General features: G+C 57.2%; 18 protein-coding genes, 2 tRNA genes, 3 rRNA genes and 1 other RNA gene. 16 read left to right on the top strand and 8 right to left on the bottom strand.

The window, feature by feature from the left end; all coding sequences use genetic code 11:
• Positions 1 to 45 precede the first annotated feature (45 nt).
• The 16 genes from AXF15_RS02085 (at position 46) to AXF15_RS02005 (ending at position 15,023) form a co-directional block, all read left to right on the top strand.
• Positions 46 to 1,597 (top strand): 16S ribosomal RNA (locus AXF15_RS02085).
• Between the two features lie 47 nt (positions 1,598 to 1,644).
• A tRNA-Ile gene (locus AXF15_RS02080) sits at positions 1,645 to 1,721 on the top strand.
• A 9-nt stretch (positions 1,722 to 1,730) separates the two neighbouring features.
• Positions 1,731 to 1,806 (top strand) — tRNA-Ala (locus AXF15_RS02075).
• 94 nt (positions 1,807 to 1,900) lie between these two features.
• Positions 1,901 to 4,846 (top strand): 23S ribosomal RNA (locus AXF15_RS02070).
• 31 nt (positions 4,847 to 4,877) lie between these two features.
• Positions 4,878 to 4,993, top strand: a 5S ribosomal RNA gene (gene rrf, locus AXF15_RS02065).
• The 16S, 23S and 5S rRNA genes sit together here with 2 tRNA genes alongside, the layout of an rRNA operon.
• 368 nt (positions 4,994 to 5,361) lie before the next feature.
• A protein-coding gene (locus AXF15_RS13240; RefSeq protein WP_236884802.1) for an IS5 family transposase occupies positions 5,362 to 6,128 on the top strand; the annotation gives its coding sequence in 2 pieces (ribosomal slippage) (positions 5,362 to 5,695 and positions 5,695 to 6,128; 768 coding nt in all).
• Between the two features lie 111 nt (positions 6,129 to 6,239).
• Positions 6,240 to 7,625 carry a bifunctional UDP-N-acetylglucosamine diphosphorylase/glucosamine-1-phosphate N-acetyltransferase GlmU gene (gene glmU, locus AXF15_RS02050; RefSeq protein WP_066602641.1) on the top strand — a complete coding sequence of 462 codons (1,386 nt, stop codon included), beginning with the start codon at positions 6,240 to 6,242 and terminating at the stop codon, positions 7,623 to 7,625.
• A gap of 2 nt (positions 7,626 to 7,627) precedes the next feature.
• Positions 7,628 to 7,807: a hypothetical protein gene (locus AXF15_RS02045; protein WP_236884801.1), complete on the top strand. Its 180-nt coding sequence runs from the start codon at positions 7,628 to 7,630 to the stop codon at positions 7,805 to 7,807.
• Between the two features lie 24 nt (positions 7,808 to 7,831).
• Positions 7,832 to 8,077, top strand: coding sequence for a cell division protein ZapA (locus tag AXF15_RS02040; protein WP_236884800.1), 246 nt, complete (start codon positions 7,832 to 7,834; stop codon positions 8,075 to 8,077).
• Between the two features lie 3 nt (positions 8,078 to 8,080).
• Positions 8,081 to 8,261, top strand: a non-coding RNA gene (gene ssrS / locus AXF15_RS02035) — 6S RNA.
• Between the two features lie 129 nt (positions 8,262 to 8,390).
• The gene (gene rny, locus AXF15_RS02030) at positions 8,391 to 9,950 is read left to right on the top strand and encodes a ribonuclease Y (protein ID WP_066602631.1); all 1,560 of its coding nucleotides are present in this window, start codon (positions 8,391 to 8,393) and stop codon (positions 9,948 to 9,950) included.
• Between the two features lie 4 nt (positions 9,951 to 9,954).
• Positions 9,955 to 10,728: a TIGR00282 family metallophosphoesterase gene (locus AXF15_RS02025; protein ID WP_066602625.1), complete on the top strand. Its 774-nt coding sequence runs from the start codon at positions 9,955 to 9,957 to the stop codon at positions 10,726 to 10,728.
• An 80-nt stretch (positions 10,729 to 10,808) separates the two neighbouring features.
• Positions 10,809 to 12,008, top strand: coding sequence for a tyrosine--tRNA ligase (tyrS, locus tag AXF15_RS02020; protein WP_066608560.1), 1,200 nt, complete (start codon positions 10,809 to 10,811; stop codon positions 12,006 to 12,008).
• Entirely contained in the window at positions 12,008 to 12,868 is an 861-nt protein-coding gene (locus AXF15_RS02015) for a UbiA-like polyprenyltransferase (RefSeq protein ID WP_066608565.1), read from the top strand. Before tyrS ends, AXF15_RS02015 begins: the two co-directional genes overlap by 1 nt.
• Before the next feature lie 75 nt (positions 12,869 to 12,943).
• Positions 12,944 to 14,386: a threonine synthase gene (thrC, locus tag AXF15_RS02010; RefSeq protein ID WP_066602623.1), complete on the top strand. Its 1,443-nt coding sequence runs from the start codon at positions 12,944 to 12,946 to the stop codon at positions 14,384 to 14,386.
• A 10-nt stretch (positions 14,387 to 14,396) separates the two neighbouring features.
• Positions 14,397 to 15,023, top strand: a complete 627-nt coding sequence (locus AXF15_RS02005) for an AbiU2 domain-containing protein (protein ID WP_151192252.1) — start codon at positions 14,397 to 14,399, stop codon at positions 15,021 to 15,023.
• Between the two features lie 114 nt (positions 15,024 to 15,137).
• Here AXF15_RS02005 and AXF15_RS02000 read toward each other — a convergent pair whose 3' ends face one another.
• The 8 genes from AXF15_RS02000 to AXF15_RS01965 all read right to left on the bottom strand — a co-directional run bounded on the left by AXF15_RS02000 (position 15,138) and on the right by AXF15_RS01965 (position 23,432).
• Positions 15,138 to 15,956: an LpxI family protein gene (locus tag AXF15_RS02000; protein ID WP_066608558.1), complete on the bottom strand. Its 819-nt coding sequence runs from the start codon at positions 15,954 to 15,956 to the stop codon at positions 15,138 to 15,140.
• A 69-nt stretch (positions 15,957 to 16,025) separates the two neighbouring features.
• A complete protein-coding gene (gene lpxA / locus AXF15_RS01995) occupies positions 16,026 to 16,814 on the bottom strand; it encodes an acyl-ACP--UDP-N-acetylglucosamine O-acyltransferase (RefSeq protein WP_066602615.1) in 789 nt (262 codons plus the stop codon).
• On the bottom strand, positions 16,811 to 17,278 hold the full coding sequence (gene fabZ, locus AXF15_RS01990; RefSeq protein WP_417926395.1) for a 3-hydroxyacyl-ACP dehydratase FabZ: 468 nt from the start codon (positions 17,276 to 17,278) through the stop codon (positions 16,811 to 16,813). Before fabZ ends, lpxA begins: the two co-directional genes overlap by 4 nt.
• Positions 17,278 to 18,306 (bottom strand): UDP-3-O-(3-hydroxymyristoyl)glucosamine N-acyltransferase, encoded by a 1,029-nt coding sequence (gene lpxD, locus AXF15_RS01985; protein WP_066602612.1) that lies wholly within the window; start codon positions 18,304 to 18,306, stop codon positions 17,278 to 17,280. The genes fabZ and lpxD overlap by 1 nt, the downstream gene beginning before the upstream one ends.
• Positions 18,307 to 18,317: 11 nt before the next feature.
• Entirely contained in the window at positions 18,318 to 18,833 is a 516-nt protein-coding gene (locus tag AXF15_RS01980) for an OmpH/Skp family outer membrane protein (RefSeq protein WP_066602608.1), read from the bottom strand.
• A gap of 28 nt (positions 18,834 to 18,861) precedes the next feature.
• Entirely contained in the window at positions 18,862 to 21,543 is a 2,682-nt protein-coding gene (bamA, locus tag AXF15_RS01975; protein ID WP_066602605.1) for an outer membrane protein assembly factor BamA, read from the bottom strand.
• On the bottom strand, positions 21,533 to 22,210 hold the full coding sequence (locus tag AXF15_RS01970; protein ID WP_066602604.1) for an ABC transporter ATP-binding protein: 678 nt from the start codon (positions 22,208 to 22,210) through the stop codon (positions 21,533 to 21,535). The genes bamA and AXF15_RS01970 overlap by 11 nt, the downstream gene beginning before the upstream one ends.
• Positions 22,203 to 23,432 (bottom strand): lipoprotein-releasing ABC transporter permease subunit, encoded by a 1,230-nt coding sequence (locus tag AXF15_RS01965; RefSeq protein WP_066602602.1) that lies wholly within the window; start codon positions 23,430 to 23,432, stop codon positions 22,203 to 22,205. The genes AXF15_RS01970 and AXF15_RS01965 overlap by 8 nt, the downstream gene beginning before the upstream one ends.
• Positions 23,433 to 23,475 lie beyond the last annotated feature (43 nt).

The following is a 23,475-nucleotide window of genomic DNA, read 5'->3' as shown; positions in this document are numbered from 1 at the left end:
TTTGATAAGTCATTGACCGGCCTTAGGGCTGGTTGAATAAGTTTGTAACTGGAGAGTTTGATTCTGGCTCAGAATGAACGCTGGCGGCGTGCCTAACACATGCAAGTCGAACGAGAAAGTTCCTTCGGGAATGAGTAGAGTGGCGCACGGGTGAGTAACGCGTGGGTAATCTGCCCTTGGATTTGGGATAACTTCGCGAAAGTGGAGCTAATACCGGATAGTCTGGCTTTGTAAAAGGAGTCGGTAAAGGATGCCTCTGCATATGCATTCGTCCGAGGATGAGCCCGCGTCTCATTAGCTAGTTGGTAGGGTAACGGCCTACCAAGGCGACGATGAGTAGCTGGTCTGAGAGGATGATCAGCCACACTGGGACTGAAACACGGCCCAGACTCCTGCGGGAGGCAGCAGTGGGGAATATTGCGCAATGGGCGAAAGCCTGACGCAGCAACGCCGTGTGAGGGATGAAGGTTTTCGGATCGTAAACCTCTGTCAGAAGGGAAGAAGTGGTGCGGGTCCAACAGGCCCGTATCTTGACGGTACCTTCAAAGGAAGCACCGGCTAACTCCGTGCCAGCAGCCGCGGTAATACGGAGGGTGCAAGCGTTATTCGGAATTACTGGGCGTAAAGCGCACGTAGGCGGCCTTGTAAGTCAGGTGTGAAATCCCACGGCTCAACCGTGGAACTGCACTTGAAACTGCGGGGCTCGAATCCTGGAGAGGGCGGCGGAATTCCTGGTGTAGGAGTGAAATCCGTAGATATCAGGAGGAACACCGGTGGCGAAGGCGGCCGCCTGGACAGGTATTGACGCTGAGGTGCGAAAGTGTGGGGAGCAAACAGGATTAGATACCCTGGTAGTCCACACCGTAAACGATGGATACTAGGTGTCGGGGACTTGATCCTCGGTGCCGCAGTTAACGCGTTAAGTATCCCGCCTGGGGAGTACGGTCGCAAGGCTGAAACTCAAAGAAATTGACGGGGGCCCGCACAAGCGGTGGAGTATGTGGTTTAATTCGATGCAACGCGAAGAACCTTACCTGGGCTTGACATCCTGGGAATTCCGCAGAGATGCGGAAGTGCCCTTCGGGGAATCCAGAGACAGGTGCTGCATGGCTGTCGTCAGCTCGTGCCGTGAGGTGTTGGGTTAAGTCCCGCAACGAGCGCAACCCCTATCCTCAGTTGCCAGCAGGTAAAGCTGGGCACTCTGTGGAGACTGCCCGGGTTAACCGGGAGGAAGGTGGGGACGACGTCAAGTCATCATGGCCCTTACGCCCAGGGCTACACACGTACTACAATGGTGGGCACAAAGGGCAGCGAAACCGCGAGGTCCAGCCAATCCCAAAAAAACCATCATAGTCCGGATTGCAGTCTGCAACTCGACTGCATGAAGTTGGAATCGCTAGTAATCCCGGATCAGCATGCCGGGGTGAATACGTTCCCGGGCCTTGTACACACCGCCCGTCACACCACGAAAGTCGGTTCTACCCGAAGCCGCCAGGCTAACCCGCAAGGGATGCAGGCGTCTACGGTAGGGCTGGTAATTGGGGTGAAGTCGTAACAAGGTAGCCGTAGGGGAACCTGCGGCTGGATCACCTCCTTATCGAAAAAACCCAACTCGCTGTTTATTTGCAAGGAACCTTGCCGTGTGGGCTTGTAGCTCAGGTGGTTAGAGCGCACGCCTGATAAGCGTGAGGTCGGAAGTTCAAGTCTTCCCAGGCCCACCAGAAAAGAGTGGGGGTGTAGCTCAGCTGGGAGAGCGCCTGCCTTGCACGCAGGAGGTCATCAGTTCGATCCTGTTCACCTCCACCAGTTTTCAGCCTTCAACGCTGGAGTGTCCATACACTACAGCGTCCAAGCCTGAGAGCTTGCAGCTCATTGACAGATGAATAGGTGAAGCGAAGAGAGTTAAGATGTTAAGGGCATACGGTGGATGCCTTGGCGTCAGAAGGCGATGAAGGACGTGGAAGGCTGCGATAAGCCTCGGTGAGCCGTCAAGCAGGCTTTGACCCGGGGATTTCCGAATGGGGCAACCCAACTGGAGTCATGTCCAGTTATCTCCCCGCTGAATACATAGGCGGGCAGAGGCGAACTCGGGGAAGTGAAACATCTCAGTACCCGAAGGAAAAGAAATCAACAGAGATTCCGTCAGTAGCGGCGAGCGAACACGGATTAGCCTAAACCGCCTGGTTTCGACCCGGCGGGGTTGTAGGGCTCCGATAATCGATCCGCAAGTAGATAGCAGAACGGTCTGGAAAGTCCGGCCATAGCGAGTGACAGCCTCGTATGCGAAATCGAACCCGGCGAGCGGAGTACCTGAGTAGGGCGGGACACGTGAAATCCCGTCTGAATCCGGGAGGACCATCTTCCAAGGCTAAATACTCCCTGACGACCGATAGTGTACCAGTACCGTGAGGGAAAGGTGAAAAGAACCCCTGTTAGGGGAGTGCAATAGAACCTGAAACCGTATGCCTACAAGCAGTGGGAGCCCCTTTAAGGGGTGACCGCGTGCCTTTTGCATAATGGGCCAGCGAGTTAATCTGTAGTGCAAGGTTAAGTCGATGAGACGGAGCCGTAGCGAAAGCGAGTCTTAAATGGGCGACTAGTAGTGCGGATTAGACCCGAAGCCGGGTGATCTATCCATGAGCAGGTTGAAGCTTGGGTAAAGCCAAGTGGAGGACCGAACCGTTGTAAGTTGAAAATTACTCGGATGACTTGTGGATAGGGGTGAAAGGCCAATCAAACTCGGTGATAGCTGGTTCTCTCCGAAATATATTGAGGTATAGCCTCGGGAGTTTACTTGCGGAGGTAGAGCACTGACAGGGCTAGGGGGCTTACCCGCTTACCAAACCCTTTCAAACTCCGAATGCCGTAAGTCGAGATCCCGGGAGTCAGACCGCGGGTGATAAGGTTCGTGGTCAAGAGGGAAAGAGCCCAGACCGACAGCTAAGGCCCCCAAATCCATACTAAGTGGGAAAGGAGGTGAAGTCGCTCAGACAGCCAGGAGGTTGGCTTAGAAGCAGCCACCCTTTAAAGAAAGCGTAATAGCTCACTGGTCTAGCGACTTTGCGCCGAAAATGTAACGGGGCTCAAGTATGGTGCCGAAGCTTCGGAATCGTATCTCTGATACGGTTGGTAGGAGAGCGTTCCCATGTGGGATGAAGGTGGATTGGAAAGTCCGCTGGACTGATGGGAAGTGAATATGCTGGCATGAGTAACGAAAAAACAGGTGAAAAACCTGTTCGCCGTAAACCCAAGGTTTCCTGGGTAAAGTTAATCTTCCCAGGGTGAGTCGGCCCCTAAGGCGAGGCTGAAAAGCGTAGCTGATGGGAAACGGGTTAATATTCCCGTACCTGCATATGTTCGTTCGAACGATGGGGGGACGCAGGAAGGTAGGTCATCCGGGCGTTGGATATCCCGGTGCAAGTTGGTAGGGATGCGACACAGGCAAATCCATGTCGCTCTATCCCGAGAAACGATGCCGTGTCGTCAGACATAAGTGACTGAGCCTCCACTGCCGAGAAAAGCCTCTAAGTGAGAACATAAGCAGACCGTACCGCAAACCGACACAGGTGGGTGGGGTGAGTAACCCAAGGCGTTTGAGAGAACTCTGGTTAAGGAACTCGGCAAAATTACCCCGTAACTTCGGGAGAAGGGGTGCCACCTCCGGTGATCGTATTCACTGTGTGAGCTGGAGGTGGCCGCAGAGAAATGGCGGTGGCGACTGTTTACTAAAAACATAGGACTCTGCTAAGTCGTAAGACAACGTATAGGGTCTGACGCCTGCCCGGTGCTGGAAGGTTAAGAGGAGATGTCAGCGCAAGCGAAGCATTGAATTGAAGCCCCAGTAAACGGCGGCCGTAACTATAACGGTCCTAAGGTAGCGAAATTCCTTGTCGGGTAAGTTCCGACCTGCACGAATGGCGTAACGATCTCCGCACTGTCTCAACCAGAGGCTCAGTGAAATTGAATTGGCGGTGAAGATGCCGTCTCCCCGCAGAAAGACGGAAAGACCCTGTGCACCTTTACTATAGCTTGACATTGGATCTTGAACCATCATGTGTAGGATAGGTGGGAGACTGTGAAACGGGTACGCCAGTATCCGCGGAGTCATCCTTGAAATACCACCCTTGTTGGTTTAGGATTCTAATCCAACGCCGTAATCCGGCTTGGAGACAGTGTCTGGTGGGTAGTTTGACTGGGGCGGTCGCCTCCCAAAGAGTAACGGAGGCGCGCAAAGGTTCCCTCAGGCTGATCGGAAACCAGCCGTCGAGTGCAAACGCATAAGGGAGCTTGACTGCGAGACAGACATGTCGAGCAGGTACGAAAGTAGGTGTTAGTGATCCGGTGGTCCCGAATGGAAGGGCCATCGCTCATCGGATAAAAGGTACGCCGGGGATAACAGGCTGATCGCATCCAAGAGTTCACATCGACGATGCGGTTTGGCACCTCGATGTCGGCTCATCACATCCTGGGGCTGGAGCAGGTCCCAAGGGTACGGCTGTTCGCCGTTTAAAGTGGTACGCGAGCTGGGTTTAAAACGTCGTGAGACAGTTTGGTCCCTATCTTCTGTGGGCGTAGGAGAATTGAGTGGGCCTGTTCCTAGTACGAGAGGACCGGAATGGACGATCCCCTGGTGGACCTGTTGTCGCGCCAGCGGCACAGCAGGGTAGCTATGATCGGAATGGATAACCGCTGAAAGCATCTAAGCGGGAAACCAGCCACAAGATAAGTTCTCCCTTGTCGAAAGACACTCAAGATCCCAGGAAGACTACCTGGTAGATAGGCCGGAAGTGTAAGTGCAGTAATGTATTCAGCTGACCGGTACTAATAGATCGTGAGTCTTAACTCTCTTCCTTCACCTGTTTCTCTACATATCTCGTCCTGGTGACCAAGGCGGAGGGGACACACCCGATACCCATTCCGAACTCGGAAGTTAAGACCTCCAGCGCCAATGATACTGCCAGCTCACTGGTGGGAAAGTAGGTCGTCGCCAGGACCTTTTTTTATTTCGAAACCCCTTTCTCTATATCTCCCTCATAGCTCCATAACTATACTGAGACGAAGATACTGTTTTCAACTTGCCGTCGGTGGATCAGTCTGTCTGCGGTTGTCTGCTTTCTTATTTCAATCTCTCCCTGTCTGAATACGTGTGAGCTCTGCTCTGCTTTCAAGGCCAAAGTGGCCCTGGCAGCTCTTTGCGACGAGAAAACCATTGCTGAACTCAGTTCCGAGTTTGGCGTCCATCAGACCCTCATTCATCCATAAGTGGTCGCCCCTTAAAAAGAGGTTGGGTCATGCCTATGCTCAGGCCTCATTAATTGTAAAAATCAGAAAAGTTGGTTAGTTGTGCTCAGGGAGGACGCCATGAGCCAACTTTTCTCCCTTTCTGCCGAGCAACTGGAGCGTATCAAGCCTTTCTTTCCACTTTCACACGGTATTCCACGCGTCGATGACCGGAAAGTCATAAGCGGCATCATTTATGTCATCAAACATGGCCTGCAGTGGAAAGACGCGCCGCGCGAGTATGGCCCGTACAAGACGCTGTACAATCGTTTTTTGCGCTGGAGCCGGATGGGCGTCTTCAACAATATTTTTACCGAATTGGCAAAAACAGCGGGAAAAGATGGACGATTGATGATCGATGCAACCCACCTCAAGGCGCATCGTACCGCCGCAAGCTTGCTCAAAAAGGGGCTCTTTCCCGCTGCATCGGACGCACAAAGGGCGGCCTGAACTCCAAACTCCATGCTGTTTGCGACGGCCACGGCAGGCCTCTGGCCATGAAGCTCACAGAAGGCCAGGTAAGCGACTACAAAGGAGCCGCCCTGCTTATGGACGCCATAGATGCTTTGCCTGAGGCCAGGGAGCTTCTGGCGGACCGTGGTTACGACGCCGACTGGTTCCGTGACGCCCTGTGCGCCAGAGGCATTACGCCCTGCATCCCGCCCAGAAGGAGCCGGAAGAGACCCTGCCCGTACGATAAAGATCTGTATAAACAGCGGCACAAGATCGAGATCATGTTTGGCAGGATCAAGGACTGGCGCAGAATAGCCATGCGTTATGACCGCTGCGCGCATACCTTCTTTTCAGCTCTGTGCCTCGCGGCTTCCGTCATTTTCTATCTCAATTAATGAGGCCTGAGCATAGGCATGACCCAATTTCTTTTATTTTTAGGTTGCTCCCGGAAAAAACCTCCTGCACACTTGTTTATCCAACATTGAGAGAAGAGCAGGGGGCGAAAAATGAAGAAAGAAATGGGCTTTCTGGTGCTGGCTGCAGGCAAAGGGACACGGATGCATTCTGACAAACCCAAGGTCCTGCAGGAGGTGTTGGGTAAGTCTATATTGGCTTATGTGCTTGATATACTGTGTGCCTCGCAATGCAATAATATACCATGGGTCGTTGTCGGGCATTGTGCTGAAGAGGTCATGGGGCGCTTTGCGGCAGTAAAAGTGAATTTCATCCACCAGCAACAGCAATTGGGTACGGGTCATGCCGTCTCTTTAGCTTGGCCGCAGATACGGGAGAGCGGTGTCGATTTTCTGTGCGTGGTCAATGGCGATACGCCTTATGTCCCGATGAAGGATGTGAGCGCGCTAATGGAATTGTGTGCGGCAGATAACGCCGCTTTGGGTTTTCTGACAATTCATCTTGAAAATCCCAAGGGGTATGGGCGGGTGGTGCGTGATGCTTCTGGACGGGTGACAGAGGTGGTGGAGGAGAAGGATTTTCGTCCTGGAGATCACGGCGGCGAGATTCATGAAGTGAACTCCGGCGTCTATGTTTTCGACGTGGAAAAATGCTCTTCTTTTATTGAACACCTGACTTGCGACAATGCGCAGCAGGAATTTTATCTGACCCAGATGATCAGCCTGTGCTCACAGGCCGGTCTGCCTGTGCTGGCCCGATTGAATAATGATGAAGGACGGCTTTTGGGGATCAATTCTCCTGCGGAGCTCGTGGGGTATGAAGACTGGTTGCAGAAAAAAATTGTCAATGGGTTGATCGCGAGCGGAGTCATTGTCAGAAATGCGGCTTCTGTGGTGGTTGGCCCAGATGTGCATGTGGAGCCGGGTGCCGAAATAATCGGACCATGCGAAATCTATGGTAATACCACGATCACGAGAGGTACGCGGGTAGAGTCTCATTCCTGGCTCAGGAACGCCGTTTTGAATGCTTGCCAAGTAAAATCCTTCTCCCATATTGACGGTGCAGAACTCCTGCCAGGCGCGAGCGTCGGCCCTTTTGCCCGCCTGCGGCCGGGAACGGTAGTGGGGCAGGGTGCGCGGATAGGCAATTTCGTGGAAGCCAAGAACGCGGTTTTGCATGCAGGCGCCAAGGCCGGACATCTGAGCTATCTGGGGGATAGTGAAATAGGTTCCGGAGCGAATATCGGCGCAGGTACCATCACCTGCAATTATGATGGGTGCCGCAAGCATCGAACCCAGATCGGTGAGAGGGCGTTCATCGGCAGCAATACCGCGCTGGTAGCGCCGGTTTCAGTGGGCTCTGACGCCTTGGTTGGTGCCGGCTCCGTCGTCACAAAAGATGTCCCGGAGGGAATGCTGTGCGTGGCTCGGGGACGTCAAGCAAATATCGAGCGAAAAACGGGAAAATCGGAGAAATGATCATGGATGTGTTGAGTCAGCTGACAGACAGGATTTCGCAGCTTCTGGAACGCCAGGAAAGCCTGAAGCGGGAAAATGCGGAGCTCCGGGAAACCCTGGAGCAGGAGCGGCAGACCAAGGAAGCCGTCCTGGCCCGGGTGGAAAATATCTTGAACAGGTTGCAAGAGGTTGATACAAATTAGCCGATGCCGGGATATACGATACATGTGCTGGGACTTGATTTGTCTTTCGCGGCCGACGCCGAGTCAGCAAGGATCCGGAAAGCTGTGGATTTGCTTCACCGCCGTTACGATACCCTTGAAGGACAGGCCGGACATATAAGCAAGGAACGGCTTTTGGTTTATCTGGCACTCAGTCTGGCCGATGATTATTTACGCGATCAGGAGAGGTTGCAGCAGCTTGAAAGCACTCTGCAGCAGCTCCTTTCGAGGATAGATGAGCCTGAAAAGTGAATCATTTCCCTGGAGGGTCAGTGATTGGTGATGCGTTTTTGAGCCAATGAAACGCAAAACGGGTAGCTTACAACGGCCTTGTGTGCATGCTCTTCTTCATGGGAGAAGCCTGATGGGCTGTAGCCAACCCCCTCTTAACGTAAGAGGTTCAAAATAATTCCCAACACTGCCTTCCGGGGCTTATCCGTCGCCCCTGATCTCCAGACCGAGCTTGCCTCCCCGTAATCCCCGGTGCGTGTGGCCTTTTGTCTTCGGGCGGGAATGCCTTATGTGGTATTCCGCTCTTTACCATATATCGCGCCAAGGAGCTCTCATGGCAAGCCAGATCGTTATTACCGCGTTCATGTGCATTGGAATCGGCGTGGCTGCCGGTTTTTTCTTCAAGAAGTATTTGACCGCCAGGGAGTTCGAGGACGCCAGAAATCTGTCCGAGAGGATTCTCGACGAGGCCAAGAAAGATGCGCAGGCCCATAAAAAAGAAATCCTTTTGCAAGCCCAGGACGAAGCGTTCGCTTTAAAGAAGGAAGTGGAGCAGGACGCCAAGGACCGGGAGAGGGAGCTGAAAAAAAACGAAGCTCGTTTGCAGGCCAAGGAAGAACGCCTGGAGAAAAAAGTCGAATCTCTCGCTCTGAAAGAGAGCGAATTGGTCAATCTGGAAAAGAAGGTGGTCAAGCAGGAACGTCTTGTCGAGGAAAAAGAAGAAAAACTGAAGGAACTCGTGGCGGATCAGGAGGCGCGTCTGGAGGAAATTTCCGGATTGACCGCCGAAGAAGCCCGCATCAGGCTGATGCAGGATATCGAGAGCAAAGCCCGCCACGAGGCCGCGAAGATGGTGCGCGTGATCGAAATGGAGGCCCAGGAGTCGGCCCATCGCAAGGCGCAGATGATTATCGCCAGTGCTGTGCAGCGCTATGCCGGGGAATACGTGTCGGAACACACGGTCAGCGCGGTGGAATTGCCCAGCGAGGACATGAAGGGCCGGATCATCGGCCGCGAGGGGCGCAACATCCGGGCCATCGAGGCGGCCACGGGCGTGGATCTGATTATCGACGATACGCCGGAGACGGTGATTCTGTCCGCATACAACCCATTGCGACGGGAAGTGGCTAAGCGTTCTCTTGAGCGGCTTATCAGCGACGGGCGGATTCATCCGGCCCGTATCGAGGATATCGTCAAGAAGGTGGAAAAGGAGATGGATGTCCAGATCCGCGAGATCGGCGAGCAGGCCACCTTCGATTTGGGCGTGCACGGCATTCATCCGGAAATCATACGTCTTTTGGGACAGCTCCGGTTCAGGACCAGCTTCACCCAGAATGTGCTTCAGCATTCCCTGGAAGTGGCCTTCCTGTGCGGCATCATGGCTGCGGAACTTGGTCTTGACGTGAAGAAAGCCAAGCGGGCGGGTCTGTTGCATGATCTGGGCAAGGCTGTGGACCACGAGGTGGAAGGTCCCCATGCCACCATTGGTGCGGACCTCGCGAAAAAATACAATGAATCTCCGGAAATCGTGCACGCTGTGGCCGCTCACCACGAGGACATCCCTCCAAAGTCCGTTTACGCCGTGCTGGTGCAGGCCGCGGACAGCCTGTCCGGAGCCCGGCCCGGAGCGCGCAAGGAGCTGCTTGAGAGCTACGTGAAACGTTTGGAAGAGCTGGAAGGTGTGGCTACGGGATTTCCCGGAGTGAGTCGGGCTTTTGCCATTCAGGCGGGCCGGGAAGTACGGGTCATGGTGGACTGCGACACGGTGAACGACGACCAGATTTTCATGCTCAGCAAAGATATTGCCAAACAGATCGAGGAAAAGATGACCTATCCGGGACAGATCCGGGTTACGGTCATCCGCGAGAAGCGCGCCGTGGGCATTGCCAAATAGAGGCATGCGGATTCTCTTTCTGGGCGATATTGTCGGCAAATCCGGGCGGCAGATGGTCCGCCACCATCTGCCGCGTTTGCGTCATGAACTGGGTCTGGATGCCGTTCTGGCCAACGCGGAGAATGCCTCGCGCGGCCTGGGACTTTCGGCGGCGAGCGCCCGAGAACTGCGCCAAGCTGGAATCGATGTGCTGACTTCGGGCAATCATATCTGGAAATTCCCGGATATCTGCGCCGTGCTGGATGCGGAGCCCTGGCTTCTGCGTCCGGCCAACTATCCGCCGTCTGCGCCGGGTAGGGGATTTGGAGTGTTTTCTCCGGGGCCGGACATTCCGCCCTTGGCGGTCATGAACCTCCAGGGCCGGGTGTTCATGGAGCCCATCGACTGTCCTTTCGCCGCGGCGGAGCGGCTGCTGGAACTGGTGCCGCCGGACGCGGTCCTGGTCGTGGATATGCATGCTGAGGCCACGTCGGAGAAAAGGGCGCTGGCCCACATGCTGCGCGGCCGGGCACATGTGGTGCTCGGCACGCACACTCATGTGCAGACCAGCGATGCCCGTATTCTGGATGGAGTGACCGGGTTCATGACCGACCTGGGCATGTGCGGGCCGGTGGACTCCTGTCTGGGCATGGACAGCGACGCCATTTTGCGGAAATTCCGCACGGGCCGCCCGGAACGGTTTGAGCTGGCGTCGGGCCCGTGCGCTCTGCACGGGGCTCTCGTGGATGTGGATCAGGGCCGGTGCCGGAGCATTGCGGCCTGGAGTTTTGAAGGATAGCCGCCCAGGCGGCGGATGTGGCCTCTTCTGAGGGTATGGGGCCGGATTAACGAGCAACTTACGGATACGCCATGGCGACGATGACTGATCAGGAACTGGCGCGGCAGATGGAGCAGATCCGCCGGGGCTGCGCGGAGCTCATCAACGAGGAGGAACTGGCGGCAAAATTGCGTCAGGGCAGGCCCCTGCGGGTCAAGGCGGGGTTCGATCCGACGGCCCCGGACCTGCATCTGGGGCACACCGTGCTCATTCAGAAGCTCAAGCATTTTCAGGACCTGGGGCACCAGGTCATTTTTCTGATCGGCGATTTCACGGGCATGATTGGCGATCCTTCGGGCAAATCCGAGACGCGCAAAACTCTGACCAGAGAGCAGGTGCTCCGTAACGCCGAGACCTACAAACGCCAGATTTTCAAAATTCTGGACCCCGAGCGGACGGAAGTCGCCTTCAACTCCGCCTGGATGGACGCTTTTTCCGCCGCGGATTTCGTCAGCCTCTGTTCCCGCTACACAGTGGCCCGCATGCTGGAGCGCGACGACTTCGAGAAGCGCTTCAAGGGGGAGCAGCCCATTGCCGTCCACGAATTTCTCTACCCGCTGATTCAGGGGTACGATTCCGTAGCCTTGCGCGCCGATGTGGAACTGGGCGGAACGGATCAGAAATTCAATCTGCTGATGGGGCGCCATCTTCAGCGCGAGCACGGGCAGGAGTCCCAGATCGTGCTCACGGTGCCCATTTTGGAAGGTCTGGACGGCGTGCAGAAGATGAGCAAGTCCTTGGGCAACTATATTGGCATCGACGAAGCGCCCGCCGATATTTTCGGCAAGGCCATGTCCATTTCCGACGAACTGATGTGGCGGTACTACGAATTGCTTTCGGACAAGAGCCTGGAGGCCATCCGCATGCTGCGCCTGGATGTGGACTCGGGTCGCAGGCATCCCAAGGAGGTCAAGGAGGAACTGGCCGAGGAACTGACCGCCCGTTTTCACGGTCCGGAGGCTGGCCGGAGCGCCCGCGAGGGCTTCAACGCCGTGTTCGCCCGGCAGGGCGTGCCCGAGGACATGCAGGTTTTCGAGGCGCCTTCCGGAACACAGCTGGTGGATGTGCTGGCCGCAAGCGGTCTTTGTCCGTCCAAGGGAGACGCCAGACGCATGTGCAAGCAGCAGGCGGTGTCCATCGACGGGCGCAAGGAAGAGGATTTCGGGTTTGCCTTCACACCCGGCGAATATGTGCTCAAGGTCGGCAAGAAACGCTTTCTGAAGCTCGTGGTGAACAAATGATGACGGGAGCGTGGCGCAAGACCCTGCTCCTTGCGCGCATGGTCAAGATCGAGCATTCCGTGTTCGCCTTGCCTTTCGCGTATCTGGGCATGCTCTGGGCGGCCGGCGGCTGGCCGGGGTGGCGGATTTTTCTGGCCCTGACCGTGGCCATGGTCGCGGTGCGTTCCTTCGCCATGGCCGTGAACCGGCTGGTGGATCTGCCTTTTGACGCCAGAAATCCACGCACCGGCACCCGTCCGCTGGTCACCGGAGAACTCGGGCGCGGAGAAACCGGCTTGTTCATTCTGGCCTGCGCTCTGGTGTTCACGGCCGCCTGCGCTCTGCTCAATCCCCTGTGCCTGATGCTCGCACCTTTTGCTCTGGTCTGGTCGGCCTTGTACAGCTTCACCAAACGGATCACGCTGTTGTGCCATTTTTTTCTGGGTTCGGTGCTGGGGCTGGCTCCTCTGGCGGGATGGCTGGCCGTGACGCCGCTTCTGACCTTGCCCGCAGTGCTGCTGGGCATCGGCGTTGTCTTCTGGGTGGGTGGTTTCGACATCCTTTACGCCTGTCAGGACGCGGATTTCGACCGCCGGGAAGGGCTACACTCCCTGCCTGCCGCCTTGGGCCTGCCCACGTCCCTGGCCCTGTCCACTTTCTCCCACGTGGTGGCGGGACTCATGTTTCTGCTGGCGGGTTGGGCTGCCGGAGCCGGGCTTGTGTACACCGGGTGCGCCTTGGCCGTGTGGGTGGTGCTGCTGGCCGAGCACCGGCTCATTTCAGCGGAGGACCTGAGCCGGGTGAATCTGGCTTTTTTTACCATGAACGGTTTTGTGGCGGTATTTCTGTTCGCCGGGGCCGTGGTGGACACGGTTCTTTGACCCGGCGGGACAGCCCGCAATCCGCGAAATTTTTTTGTCATTTAGGGCATTCATTTCAACCTTCGGAGCACGAATATGCGCGCGGCCCACATTTTTCCCGAATATCGGGGGCACATGGAATACGCCTGCCTGGGATGCGGCAGCCGGTACGGCATCGATGAACTGCACTATACCTGTCCTTCGTGCGGCGGCGTCTTTCTGCTGGAAGACACCCGGTTCGAAGAACTGGAGCAAACGGACGGGCAGACTTGGCGGGATCGTTTCGACCTGCGCGCCGCCACCAAAAATCAGGCTCTGCGTGGCATTTTCCGGTTTTACGAGCTGATGGCTCCAGTCATGGACGAGGCGGATATCGTGTTTCTGGGCGAGGGCAATACGCCTGTCATCCGCTCCTCCCCGGCTCTGGAGGCTGCGGCGGGGCAGCCGCTGGCCTTCAAGAACGACGGCCAGAATCCGTCGGCGTCCTTCAAGGACCGGGGCATGGCCTGCGCCTTTTCCTATCTGCGCCATCTGGTCCGCAGGCACGGCTGGAAGGATGTGCTGACCATCTGCGCCTCCACGGGGGACACTTCGGCGGCGGCGGCCCTGTATGCGGCCTATGTGGGCGAGCCTCTCAAATCCGTGGTGCTCCTGCCCCAGGGCAAGGTCACGGCGCAGCAGCTGTCCCAGCCTTTGGGCAGCGGCGCGAGAGTGCTGGAAATTCCCGGCGTTTTCGACGACTGCATGAAGGTGGTGGAGTATCTGGCCGACCATTACCGGGTGGCCCTGCTCAATTCCAAGAACGCCTGGCGCATTCTGGGGCAGGAAAGCTATGCCTTTGAGGTGGCCCAGTGGTACGATTGGGACATGGGGGGCAAGGCGGTCTTCGTGCCCATTGGCAACGCGGGGAACATCACGGCCGTCATGAGCGGCTTTCTGAAGCTGCTGCGGCTGGGCGTCATCTCTCGTTTGCCGCGTCTTTTCGGCGTGCAGTCGGCCCATGCCGACCCGGTATACCGTTATTACGCCGCGCCGGAAAAAGAGCGCCGCTACGAAGCCGTGACTGTCCGGCCGTCCGTGGCCCAGGCGGCCATGATCGGCAATCCGGTGTCTTTTCCGCGCGTGGCTCATCTGGCCGGGCGGTACGAAGCTCAGGGCGGGGATTTCCGGGTGGTGCGGGTCAGCGAGCAGGGCATCATCGAAGCCATGCTTCTGGCCAACCGCCATGGGCACATCGCCTGCACTCAGGGCGGGGAATGTCTGGCCGGGCTGCTGGAAGCCAGGGCGCAGGGCTTGATGGAGAAGGACGAGCTGGCCATTCTGGATGCCACGGCTCATGCCCTCAAGTTTGCCGGGTTTCAGGACATGTATTTCCGTAACGTTTTCCCGGCGGATTATGAGATTGTTCCGGACCCGGCTAGGGCCAATACGCCGGGGCTGGTTCTGGACCAAGAAGCCAAATCGGCTCTGGATGCCGGGGAGTTCACGGAACAGGCCGCGCAGAGGGTGGTGGAGATGCTGGGGCTTTCCAGAAAATGAGGTGCCTATAATGGATAAAAAAGAGCTTATTCCTGGGATTATCATGTTATGTGGATGTTGCATTCGATTTTTAGCGTACTATAGAGCAGGAGATAGGATACAGAAAAAGCACAAAAATAAAATCCAGATGCAATTTTGGATATATGTGTCTAATAGTCTTTTAAATATGTGCATTCTTGAATGGTGTAAATTATTTTGCGAGAAGGATGGTAAGCACTTCTGGAAAAATGGAGTTGAAGATGAGAGGGAATTCAAAAATGGCTTATTTAAATTGGAAGTAATGCAGGGTGGGGAGGCGGAATTTGATAAATATAAAAAAGAAATACGTGAATATAGAGATAAATATGTTGCCCATCGTGATTTAAAAGAGCCAAAAGGAGAATTTAAGCTCGACGTAGTCAAAGAAACTACTATTTTCTTATGTGAGTATTTAGCGAGGCATTGGTATAAAGAAAAGGTTAAGGTTGAGGAGGAGTATAAGGTGGAGTATGTGGAATTGGATGAGTTTATGACAGGAAAGAAAAATCTATGTGATAATGCACCTGAAGGAGGGAAAAAGATATGCGATAATAAGGTTGTTGTGGTCCATGAGCTGGTGGAGTATGAGATGTGGTATGAGTTTATAACAGGGGGATAAGAAAGCTATATGATGATGCACTTGAAGAAGGGAAAAAGATATACGATAATATTGATGAGCAGTATTTATTTAAATCTACTTCATAATATGAGACGACAATAAGTTTGTGGCTGTTCAGATACGCCCCACGATGGCCATGGAATGCTCATCCGCCAGGGCCAGCGCGCCGATGCGGTCGAAGAACAGGGTCTGTCCGGCCTCGCAGGCCAGGCAGGAAGCTTTGACTTCGGCCATGGCCCGCACCGTTTCCAGACCGACAGCCGGAAGGTCCAGGCGTCTGTCCTGACCGCGTTTGGGCCGCTTGACGACCACCGCGCCCGGTCCGCCCAGTTCTCCGCCGCGCCGGATGGCGGCGTTGGTCCCTTCGATGGCCTCCACGGCCAGCACGACTCCGTCCCTGACCACCAGACACTGGCCGATATCCATATCCCCCAGCCGCTCCGCCATGTCCCACCCGAATTCAATATCCCGGAGTTCCCGCTCATCGGGCGGGCGGCAGGACAGAATGCCTTGCGGGGCATGCAGTTCGGGGGAAAAGACATGCGGGGCCATAAGCCGCATCCCCTCTTTTTCCAGCTCTGCACCCACGGCGCGAAGGAGGGCGTCGTCGCCGCGTGTTTTCAAGGCAAGGAGCAGACGGGCCGCCCGCCAGTCCGGCCGCAGGTTCAGGGCGCGGGGCTTGTTCACGGGCCCGGCCATGACCACATGGGTGACACCTTTTTTCTGAAAAAAATCTATGAGCCGGCCCAGTTGTCCCAGCTTCAGCCACAGGAAATCATCACAGCGGGCGGGGAAAGCCGGATCCGTATCGGAAAGAAATCCTGCGCCTATGACGCGGACGCCCGCGGCCTTCGCGTTGTCGGCCACTGTGAAAGGAAAGACGCCGCCACCGGCGATGATGCCCAAAATCATGTTCGAGCCGGGTTCTGTCATGGTGGTCATCGGGCGGGTTTTGTGGAGAGAAGCGGCGGCAGGCGCCGGGAATAACCCGGAATCTGAAAATCAAATCCGTTCCGGTGTGATGGTGCCGCGTTTGCTGGCCCGGATGAACTCCAGCAGTTTCATGACCTGCGGGAAGTGACCGAGTTCCGTTTCTACTTGCTGCATGACCTCGTTTCGTTCCTGATTGGAGCGCCAGATCAGCTTGTAGGCGGATTTGAGGGCGTGGATTTCTTCTGAGGAGAAGCCGTGGCGGCGCAGGCCGATGAGGTTCAGGCCGCGCAGGGTGGCCCGTTCACCGACAGCCAGCATGAAAGGAGGCACATCCTGGGCCACGCCGGTCTTCCCGCCGATGAAGGCGTAGTCCCCGATGTTGACGAACTGGTGCGCGGCGGACAACCCTCCCACCACGACCTCGCTGCCCACGGTCACATGTCCCGCCAGGGTCGCGGCATTGGCCAGCACATTGTTGTCGCCGATGGCGCAGTCATGGGCGATATGGGCATAGGCCATGATCAGGTTGCCCGATCCCACACGGGTTACGCCGCCGCCGCCCTCGGTGCCGCGATGGATGGTCGAAAATTCGCGGATTTTGTTGTTGTCTCCGATCTCCAGATGGCTTTCCTCGCCCTGGAACTTCAGATCCTGGGGCTCGCCGCCCACACAGGCCATGGAGTGCACATGATTGCGCACACCCATCCGGGTATAGCGTTTGATCTGCGCGCCCGCATCGATACGCGTGCCGTCGCCGATGGCCGTGTCTTCCTCGATGATGGCATAGGGACCGACAACGACATCCGTTCCGAGAATCGCCCTGGGATGCACCACGGCCGTCGGGTGAACGGCGGTCATAAATCTTCCCTCTCCACCACGGAGGCCGTCAGAATGCCCTCGGCCGCGATCTTGCCGTCCACCATGGCTTTGCCGCTGGTCTTCCACATCATCATCTTGTGGCGTTCATAGGTGACATGCAGGTGCAACTGATCGCCCGGAAAAACCGGACGGCGGAAGCGGACTTTCTCCATGCCCGTGAACAGAAAAATTTTTCCCATGGTATCGGCTCCGGGCAGGCTCTTGATGACCATGATACCTCCGGCCTGGGCCAGAGCTTCCAGAATGAGCACGCCGGGCATGACCGGGTAGGACGGAAAATGGCCCTGAAAAAAGGGCTCGTTGATGGACACGCTTTTTATGGCGTGAATGGACTTCATGGGTTCGAAGGACAGCACCCGGTCCACCAGAAGGAACGGATAGCGGTGGGGGAGCAGGTCGAAAATGTCGCGGGTGACAATTTCACCGGATTCCGGCTTCATGATCATGGTTCTTCCTGATTGGCGAGTTGCTCTCTGAGGGCGGCCAGCTCTTTTTCCAGCCTGCCCAGCCGCCGCTTCATTTCGGGCAGTTTGGGAATGACCGCTGCGGAGCGCAGAAAAGCGCCGTGGGGCATGGCCGGATAGCCGCTCATATCCTGCCCAGGCGGCACATCTTGGTTTACTCCGGATTTGCCGCCGATGCGGCAGCCGTCACCCAGATGCAGATGTCCTCCTAGTCCGGCCTGTCCGGCCAGCACAACGCCGTTGCCCAGAATCGTGGAACCGGCAATGCCCACCTGGGCCACCAGAATGCAATTCTGTCCGGTGCGCACATTGTGGCCGAGCTGGACCAGGTTATCGATTTTCGTGCCCCGTCCGACTCTGGTTTCGCCCAGAGCCGCCCGGTCGATGGTGGTATTGGCGCCGATTTCCACGTCATCCTCGATGACTGTGCGGCCGACCTGCGGGAATTTGGTCAGGCCCTCGGGTGCTCCGGCAAATCCGAACCCGTCGCTGCCAAGCACTGCCCCGGGATGGATGATGACACGCTCGCCCACGATGGTGCCGGCCATGAGCGTGCAGTTGGGATAGATGGTCGTCCCTTTTCCGATGCGGCAGTTTTCGCCGATGTACACGCCGCTGAAAATGCGTACGCCGGATTCCACAATGGTCCCCGCGCCGATGCTGGCAAAGGGATAGATGGTGGTGTCAGGGGCGATTTCGGCTTCGGGATGAATCCAGGCCAGATGACTGGTGCCGGAAAAGCTGCCCTGATCCTTGGCGAAGAGCCGCACACAGCGGGCGAAATCCAGATAGGGATTGGCGCTGATCAGGCAGTCCCGGCCGGGATGAGCCGCCGCCGTGATGACAGCGGCGGCTTCGGTCGTGGCCAGATCCGCCGCGTATTTGGGGTTTGCCAGGAAGGAGATCTCCGTGCCGGAGGCGTCGCGCAGGGTGTTGACCCCCGTGATATCCTTGTCCCGGCCATCATAAGACAGCCCCAGTTCCCCCGCTATTTCCGAAAGCAGCATGGTCCGCCCGTTTATTTGCCGCGCATGGCCTTGTTCAGCTCGGCGATGATGGCGTTGGTCAGGTCCACACTGTCCTGCTGGTAGACCAGCCCGCTGGCCTGCTTGTCGAAGATGGCCGTGTAGCCGTTCTTCTTGCCGTAGTCCTGAACCACGGTCAGCAGCTTTTCGATGATGGGCTTGGACAGATTCTGTTCGGCCTGCTGCAGTTTGCGCTGATAATTCTGCCCCATGTCCTGAAAATCCCGGACCTTGCGCTTGTACTGGGTTTCCTTGTCCAGTTTGGCTTCCTGGCTGAGCATCATGGACTGCTTCTGGAGTTCCTCGCGCAGGCTGTCCAGGGATTTCTTCTGGGCGTCCAGATTGTCCTTCATACCCTTGAACTGGCTTTTGAGCTGTTCCATGGCTTTGAGGCCGGGTTCGGATTTGGCGATGACCGCCTGCATGTCCACGAAGCCGATTTTGGTTTCGGCGCTGGCGGCCGCACACAGGCACAACACGAGAAAACACGTCAGAATAAAGGAACGCATGGCAATCTCCTTACCATAACAGTTGTGTTTAAAAGAACTGACCCACGGAAAATTCGAAACGGCCTTTCCTTTCGTCGTCAACTTTGACCTTGTCCAGAGGATAGCCGTACTCCAGACGCAGCGGCCCCAGCGGTGAGTACCAGCGGATGCCCGCCCCTACGCTCTTGTACAGATCGAAATCAATGGACTCGTCGTCATCCCAGGTTTTGCCCGCGTCGAAGAAGACCACGCCCAGGATGCCCATCTCCTTGTGCAGGGGCACCAGATATTCGAGGTTGAAGAAAAAGCTCTTGTCGCCGCCCTTTTCGTCGCCTTCATCATAGCCGAGACTGCCTTCCTTCTTGTCGTAGACCGGGGAGATGGTGCGCTCCTTGTAGCCGCGCACGGAGTTCATGCCCCCGAGGTAGAAGCGCTCAAAGGGAGGAATGCGGTCGCTGCCGTTTTTCATCACGTATCCGCCCTGCGCATGGACATGGAAGATGGTGCTCCAGAATGCGGGAATGTAGTGATTGGCGTCGGCGACATACTTGATGAAGTCGTCGTCGCCGCCCAGGATGCCGCCGCCGTATTCCACGGAAAACTGATAGGCGCTGCCCTTGGTGGGGTTGAGCCTCCGGTCCGTGGTGTCTCGCTTGATGGAGGCATACAGGGCGCTGGCCCAGTGCTTGCCTTCCAGGTCCCTGATGACCTTGTCCGCATCCTTGTCCACATCCTCGATGGAGTAGCGCTCCAGGCGGTAATTCCAGGACAGGTCCGTGTATTCGCCCAGCGGATAGCTGAACAGAAGACGGCCGCCCACGGACTGCTTGTCGTAGTCGGAATACTCGTTCAGGGTGTTGTACAGGCTGATGCCCATGCCCAGGTCCGTGTCGTCGTAATGGGGGTTCCAGAACGTGGCCGTGTAGTCGGAGGATTTGGAGCTGATGGTGCCCTTGAAGCCGAGCTGGTAGCCCATGCCGAAAAGATTGCGCTCCAGAACCTGACCGGAAAAGAATACCTTGGCGTAGCTGGAATATCCCACGCCGGCGGAGAACATGCCCGTGGGCTTTTCTTTGACCTTGACCCTCAGGTTCAGCTTGTCCGGGTTGGGCGTGGGCTCCGGTGTGATTTCCACGGTCTCGAAAAAGTCGAGCCGGTTCAGCCGGGTGTTGGAGCGGCGCAGCTTTTCTCCGCTGTACAGATCGCCGTCGGACAGGCGCATTTCGCGGCGGATGACGTTGTCCCTGGTTTTGACGTTGCCGTCGACGAGCACACGGTTGATGGAGATTTTATTGCCTTTGGACAGGGCGTAGGTGACGTTCAGAGATTTTTCCGTCTCGTCGCGGGAAAGCTGAACGTCGGATTCGGCAAAGGCGTAGCCGTAATTGGAGTAGTATTCCGTGAGTTTCTGCAGGTCGTCCCGCATGACGGAACGGTCGAAATAGCTTTTTTCCTTGGCCAGGTCGTCGAGGTGTACGATTCTGTTCAGTTCTTCGGGTGTGGTGATCATGTCCCCGGAGTACTGGACGGAAACCACCTTGTAGCGGGGGCCTTCCTCCACCTGGAAGGTGACGGTGATCCCCTCATCGGTGTGGCTGACCACCGGCTGGCCGGCCTTGGCGTTCAGGAAGCCGCGGTTGCTGTAGTAGGCTTCCAGCGCGGCCGCGTCGCGGTCCAGAACCTCTTCCCGCAGTACGCCGGAACCCGTCAGCCAGGAAAACATGCCCCGTTCGCTCAGGGCCAGCTCTTTTTTCAGGTCGCTGGGGGAAAACTCCTTCGCGCCCTGAATGACGATGTTGGTCACATAGAGCTTCTTGCCCTCGTTCACCACGATGTTCAGCCGGGCCCGCCCGCCGTCGGCCTGTTCCAGATTGTAGTCGACCTTGGCGTTGTAGTAGCCGTCCTTGCGGTACAGTTCCCGGACCTTGCCCATGTCTTTGGCCAGTTCCTTGGGATTGAGCACCGCGCCGGTCTTGGTGGAGATGGCGCTCAGGATGTCGTCTTCGTCCAGGGCTTCCGCGCCGATCACGCTGATGGCCTGGATGAGCGGCTTTTCCTTGACCGTGACAACCAGCTTCTTCCCGTCGGGTTCATCTTCCAGACCCATCTGGATGTCGTCGAAATATCCGAGATCGTAGAGATTCTTGAGCTCGGCGTTGACGGCTTTGGGGTCATAGAGGTCACCGGGCCGGATTTTCATACGCATGAGGGCCACGTCGTCATCGAGAATCTTGTTGCCGCGCACATCGATGCTGGCGATGCGGTCCTGCTGCAGCATGCCGCTCTGAAGCCTGGCGGCGAGTTCGTCCACGGCGGGCAGGATGTTGATGAGACCGTCCTTGGTCACGAAAAACGGCTTGGGCTCCTTGATTTCGTGGGCGTCCACCAGCCGGGTGTCGAGGCTTATGGATTCGCCCGCCTGGCTGAAACTGCCGTACACCGCGTACTGGGCGTTGGAGAGGAGGGCCATGTCCTTGGCCACGCCCAGATCGAGGTAGTCGATCTGGTGGGTGCGGATCAGCTTTTCCGTCTCCTCGGCGGAAACCACCGAGAAACCTTTTTCCTGCAGACGTTCGCGCAGCAGCTTGGGCAGGCTTTCTTCCAGATAGGCCAGATCCTGAGCCGCATTGATGGCGAAGGGCAGGACGATGACCCGGGGCCCGTCGGCCAGAGCCGGACCGCCGGAGAGGAAGAAGACAAGAAGCAGAAAACAAAGGACATTACGTCTCATAGAGTTCTCCGGAGCGGAGTTCCAAGGTGCGGCCCATGCACCGGGCGAGTTCCGCGTTGTGGGTGACGATGATCAGGGTCACGTTCCGGTCTTGGTTCAGATTCAGCAGAAGGTCGTTGATTTCCCTGCCGGTCCGGTCGTCCAGGTTGCCCGTGGGTTCATCCGCGAGGATGACCTGCGGTTCGAGCAGAATGGCCCGGGCAATGGCCGCCCGCTGGCGCTCTCCGCCGGACAGGGTGGTTACCCTGTGATGGAGGCGATGCGCAAGCCCCACGCGGGCCAGGGCCTCGTCCGCCTTTTTCAGGGCCAGGGAGCGGGACATGCCGCCGATGATGCCGGGCATGGCCGCGTTTTCCCGGGCGGAGAATTCGGGCAGCAGGTGATGGAACTGGAACACGAAACCGATGTTTTTGTTCCGGATGGCGGCCCGCTCCTGCCAGCCCAGGGCGGAAATATCCCGGCCCTGAAAGAGGATGGCGCCCGCCGAGGGCGTATCCAGCGTGCCCATGAGCTGGAGCAGAGTGCTCTTGCCCGACCCGGACGCGCCGACAATGGCCACCGAGTCCCCCGGCCGCACGGTCATATCCACGGAGCGGAGCACTTCCACGGTCTCCATGCCCTGTTCGTAGGATTTGCCGACGCCGCGCAGGCTGTAGACGTCATTCATAGCGCAGGGCCTCGGTGGGCTGCATCCTGGCCGCCTGTCTGGCTGGGTACAGAGTGGCCAGGAAACACAGGGCCAGGGCGGCCAGTGCGATGCAGGTTATGTCCAGAAGCTGGATCTCCACAGGCAGGTGGTCCAGAGCGTAGACGTCCAGCGGCAGCTTGATGAACTGGTACTTCTTGAGCAGGGCGCACAGGGTCAGTCCCAGTCCGAATCCCAGTGATGTGCCCACCGCCCCGATGAGGCTGCCCTGCAGCATGAAGATATTGCGTATCTGGGCGGGCGTGGCTCCGAGAGCCATGAGCACGGCGATGTCCTTGGTTTTCTCCATGACCATCATGACCAGGGTGGTGATGATGGAAAAGGAGCCCACCAGGACGATCATGGTCAGGATGATGGCCATGGCCGTCTTCTCCAGCTTGAGGGCCGCGAAGAGGTTCTGGTTCATTTCGATCCAGTTGCGCATGTAGAGCGGAAAGCCGCCCAGGGTGTTCAGCAGACGCTCGCCGACGGGCTGGACGTTGTTTATGTCGCGGACCCGGTATTCGATGCCGGTTACGAAGTCTCCCTCGAAGCCCAGGATTTTCTGGGCCTCGGGGATGGAAATGAAGGCCAGGGAAGAGTCGTATTCGAACATCCCCGATTTGAACGTGCCGACGACATTGAAAAAGAAGATTTTCGGGGAAAAGCCAGCGGCGGATTTTTTGCCGCTGGGCGAAAGCAGGCTGACCCGGCCGCCCACGGTCACGCCCAGCCGGGAGGCCAGTTCTTTGCCGATGATGATGCCTGGAGCCGCACCTGGAGCGTTCAGGTCGGCCAGGGAGCCCTCGGTCATGTCCTTTTCCACGGTCAGCACCTGTCCCGCCGTGGCCGCATCCACACCCCGCAGCACTACGCCCTTTACCCCGGAGGGGGTGGAGAGCATGGCCTCGTAGTAAATGAACGGGGTGGCGGCTTCGATGTCCGGGAGTTCCCGGCTTTTCCGGATCAGCTCCTGGTAGCCCCGCAGGGTCTGCTGCACGGAGCCGACGACAAGGTGGGCGTTGAGGCCCAGAATTTTGTCCCGCAGATTGTTGCCAAAGCCGGTCATGACCCCCAGAACCACAATGAGCGAGGCCACGCCGATGGCCACGCCGAACACGGAAATGAGCGAGATGACGGAGATGAAGGCCTGCTTGCGCCGGGCCAGGAGATACCGCAGGGATACGAACAGTTCGAAGTACATGATTTTTGCGGGAGAAATCGTTGCTCCAGCCTCTGGTGGCCGA

This window comes from Desulfomicrobium orale DSM 12838 (assembly GCF_001553625.1).
In the GTDB taxonomy this organism is placed as follows: domain Bacteria; phylum Desulfobacterota; class Desulfovibrionia; order Desulfovibrionales; family Desulfomicrobiaceae; genus Desulfomicrobium; species Desulfomicrobium orale.
Note: the sequence above shows the minus strand (reverse complement) of the source record. Positions and strands in the feature narration are given on the sequence as shown.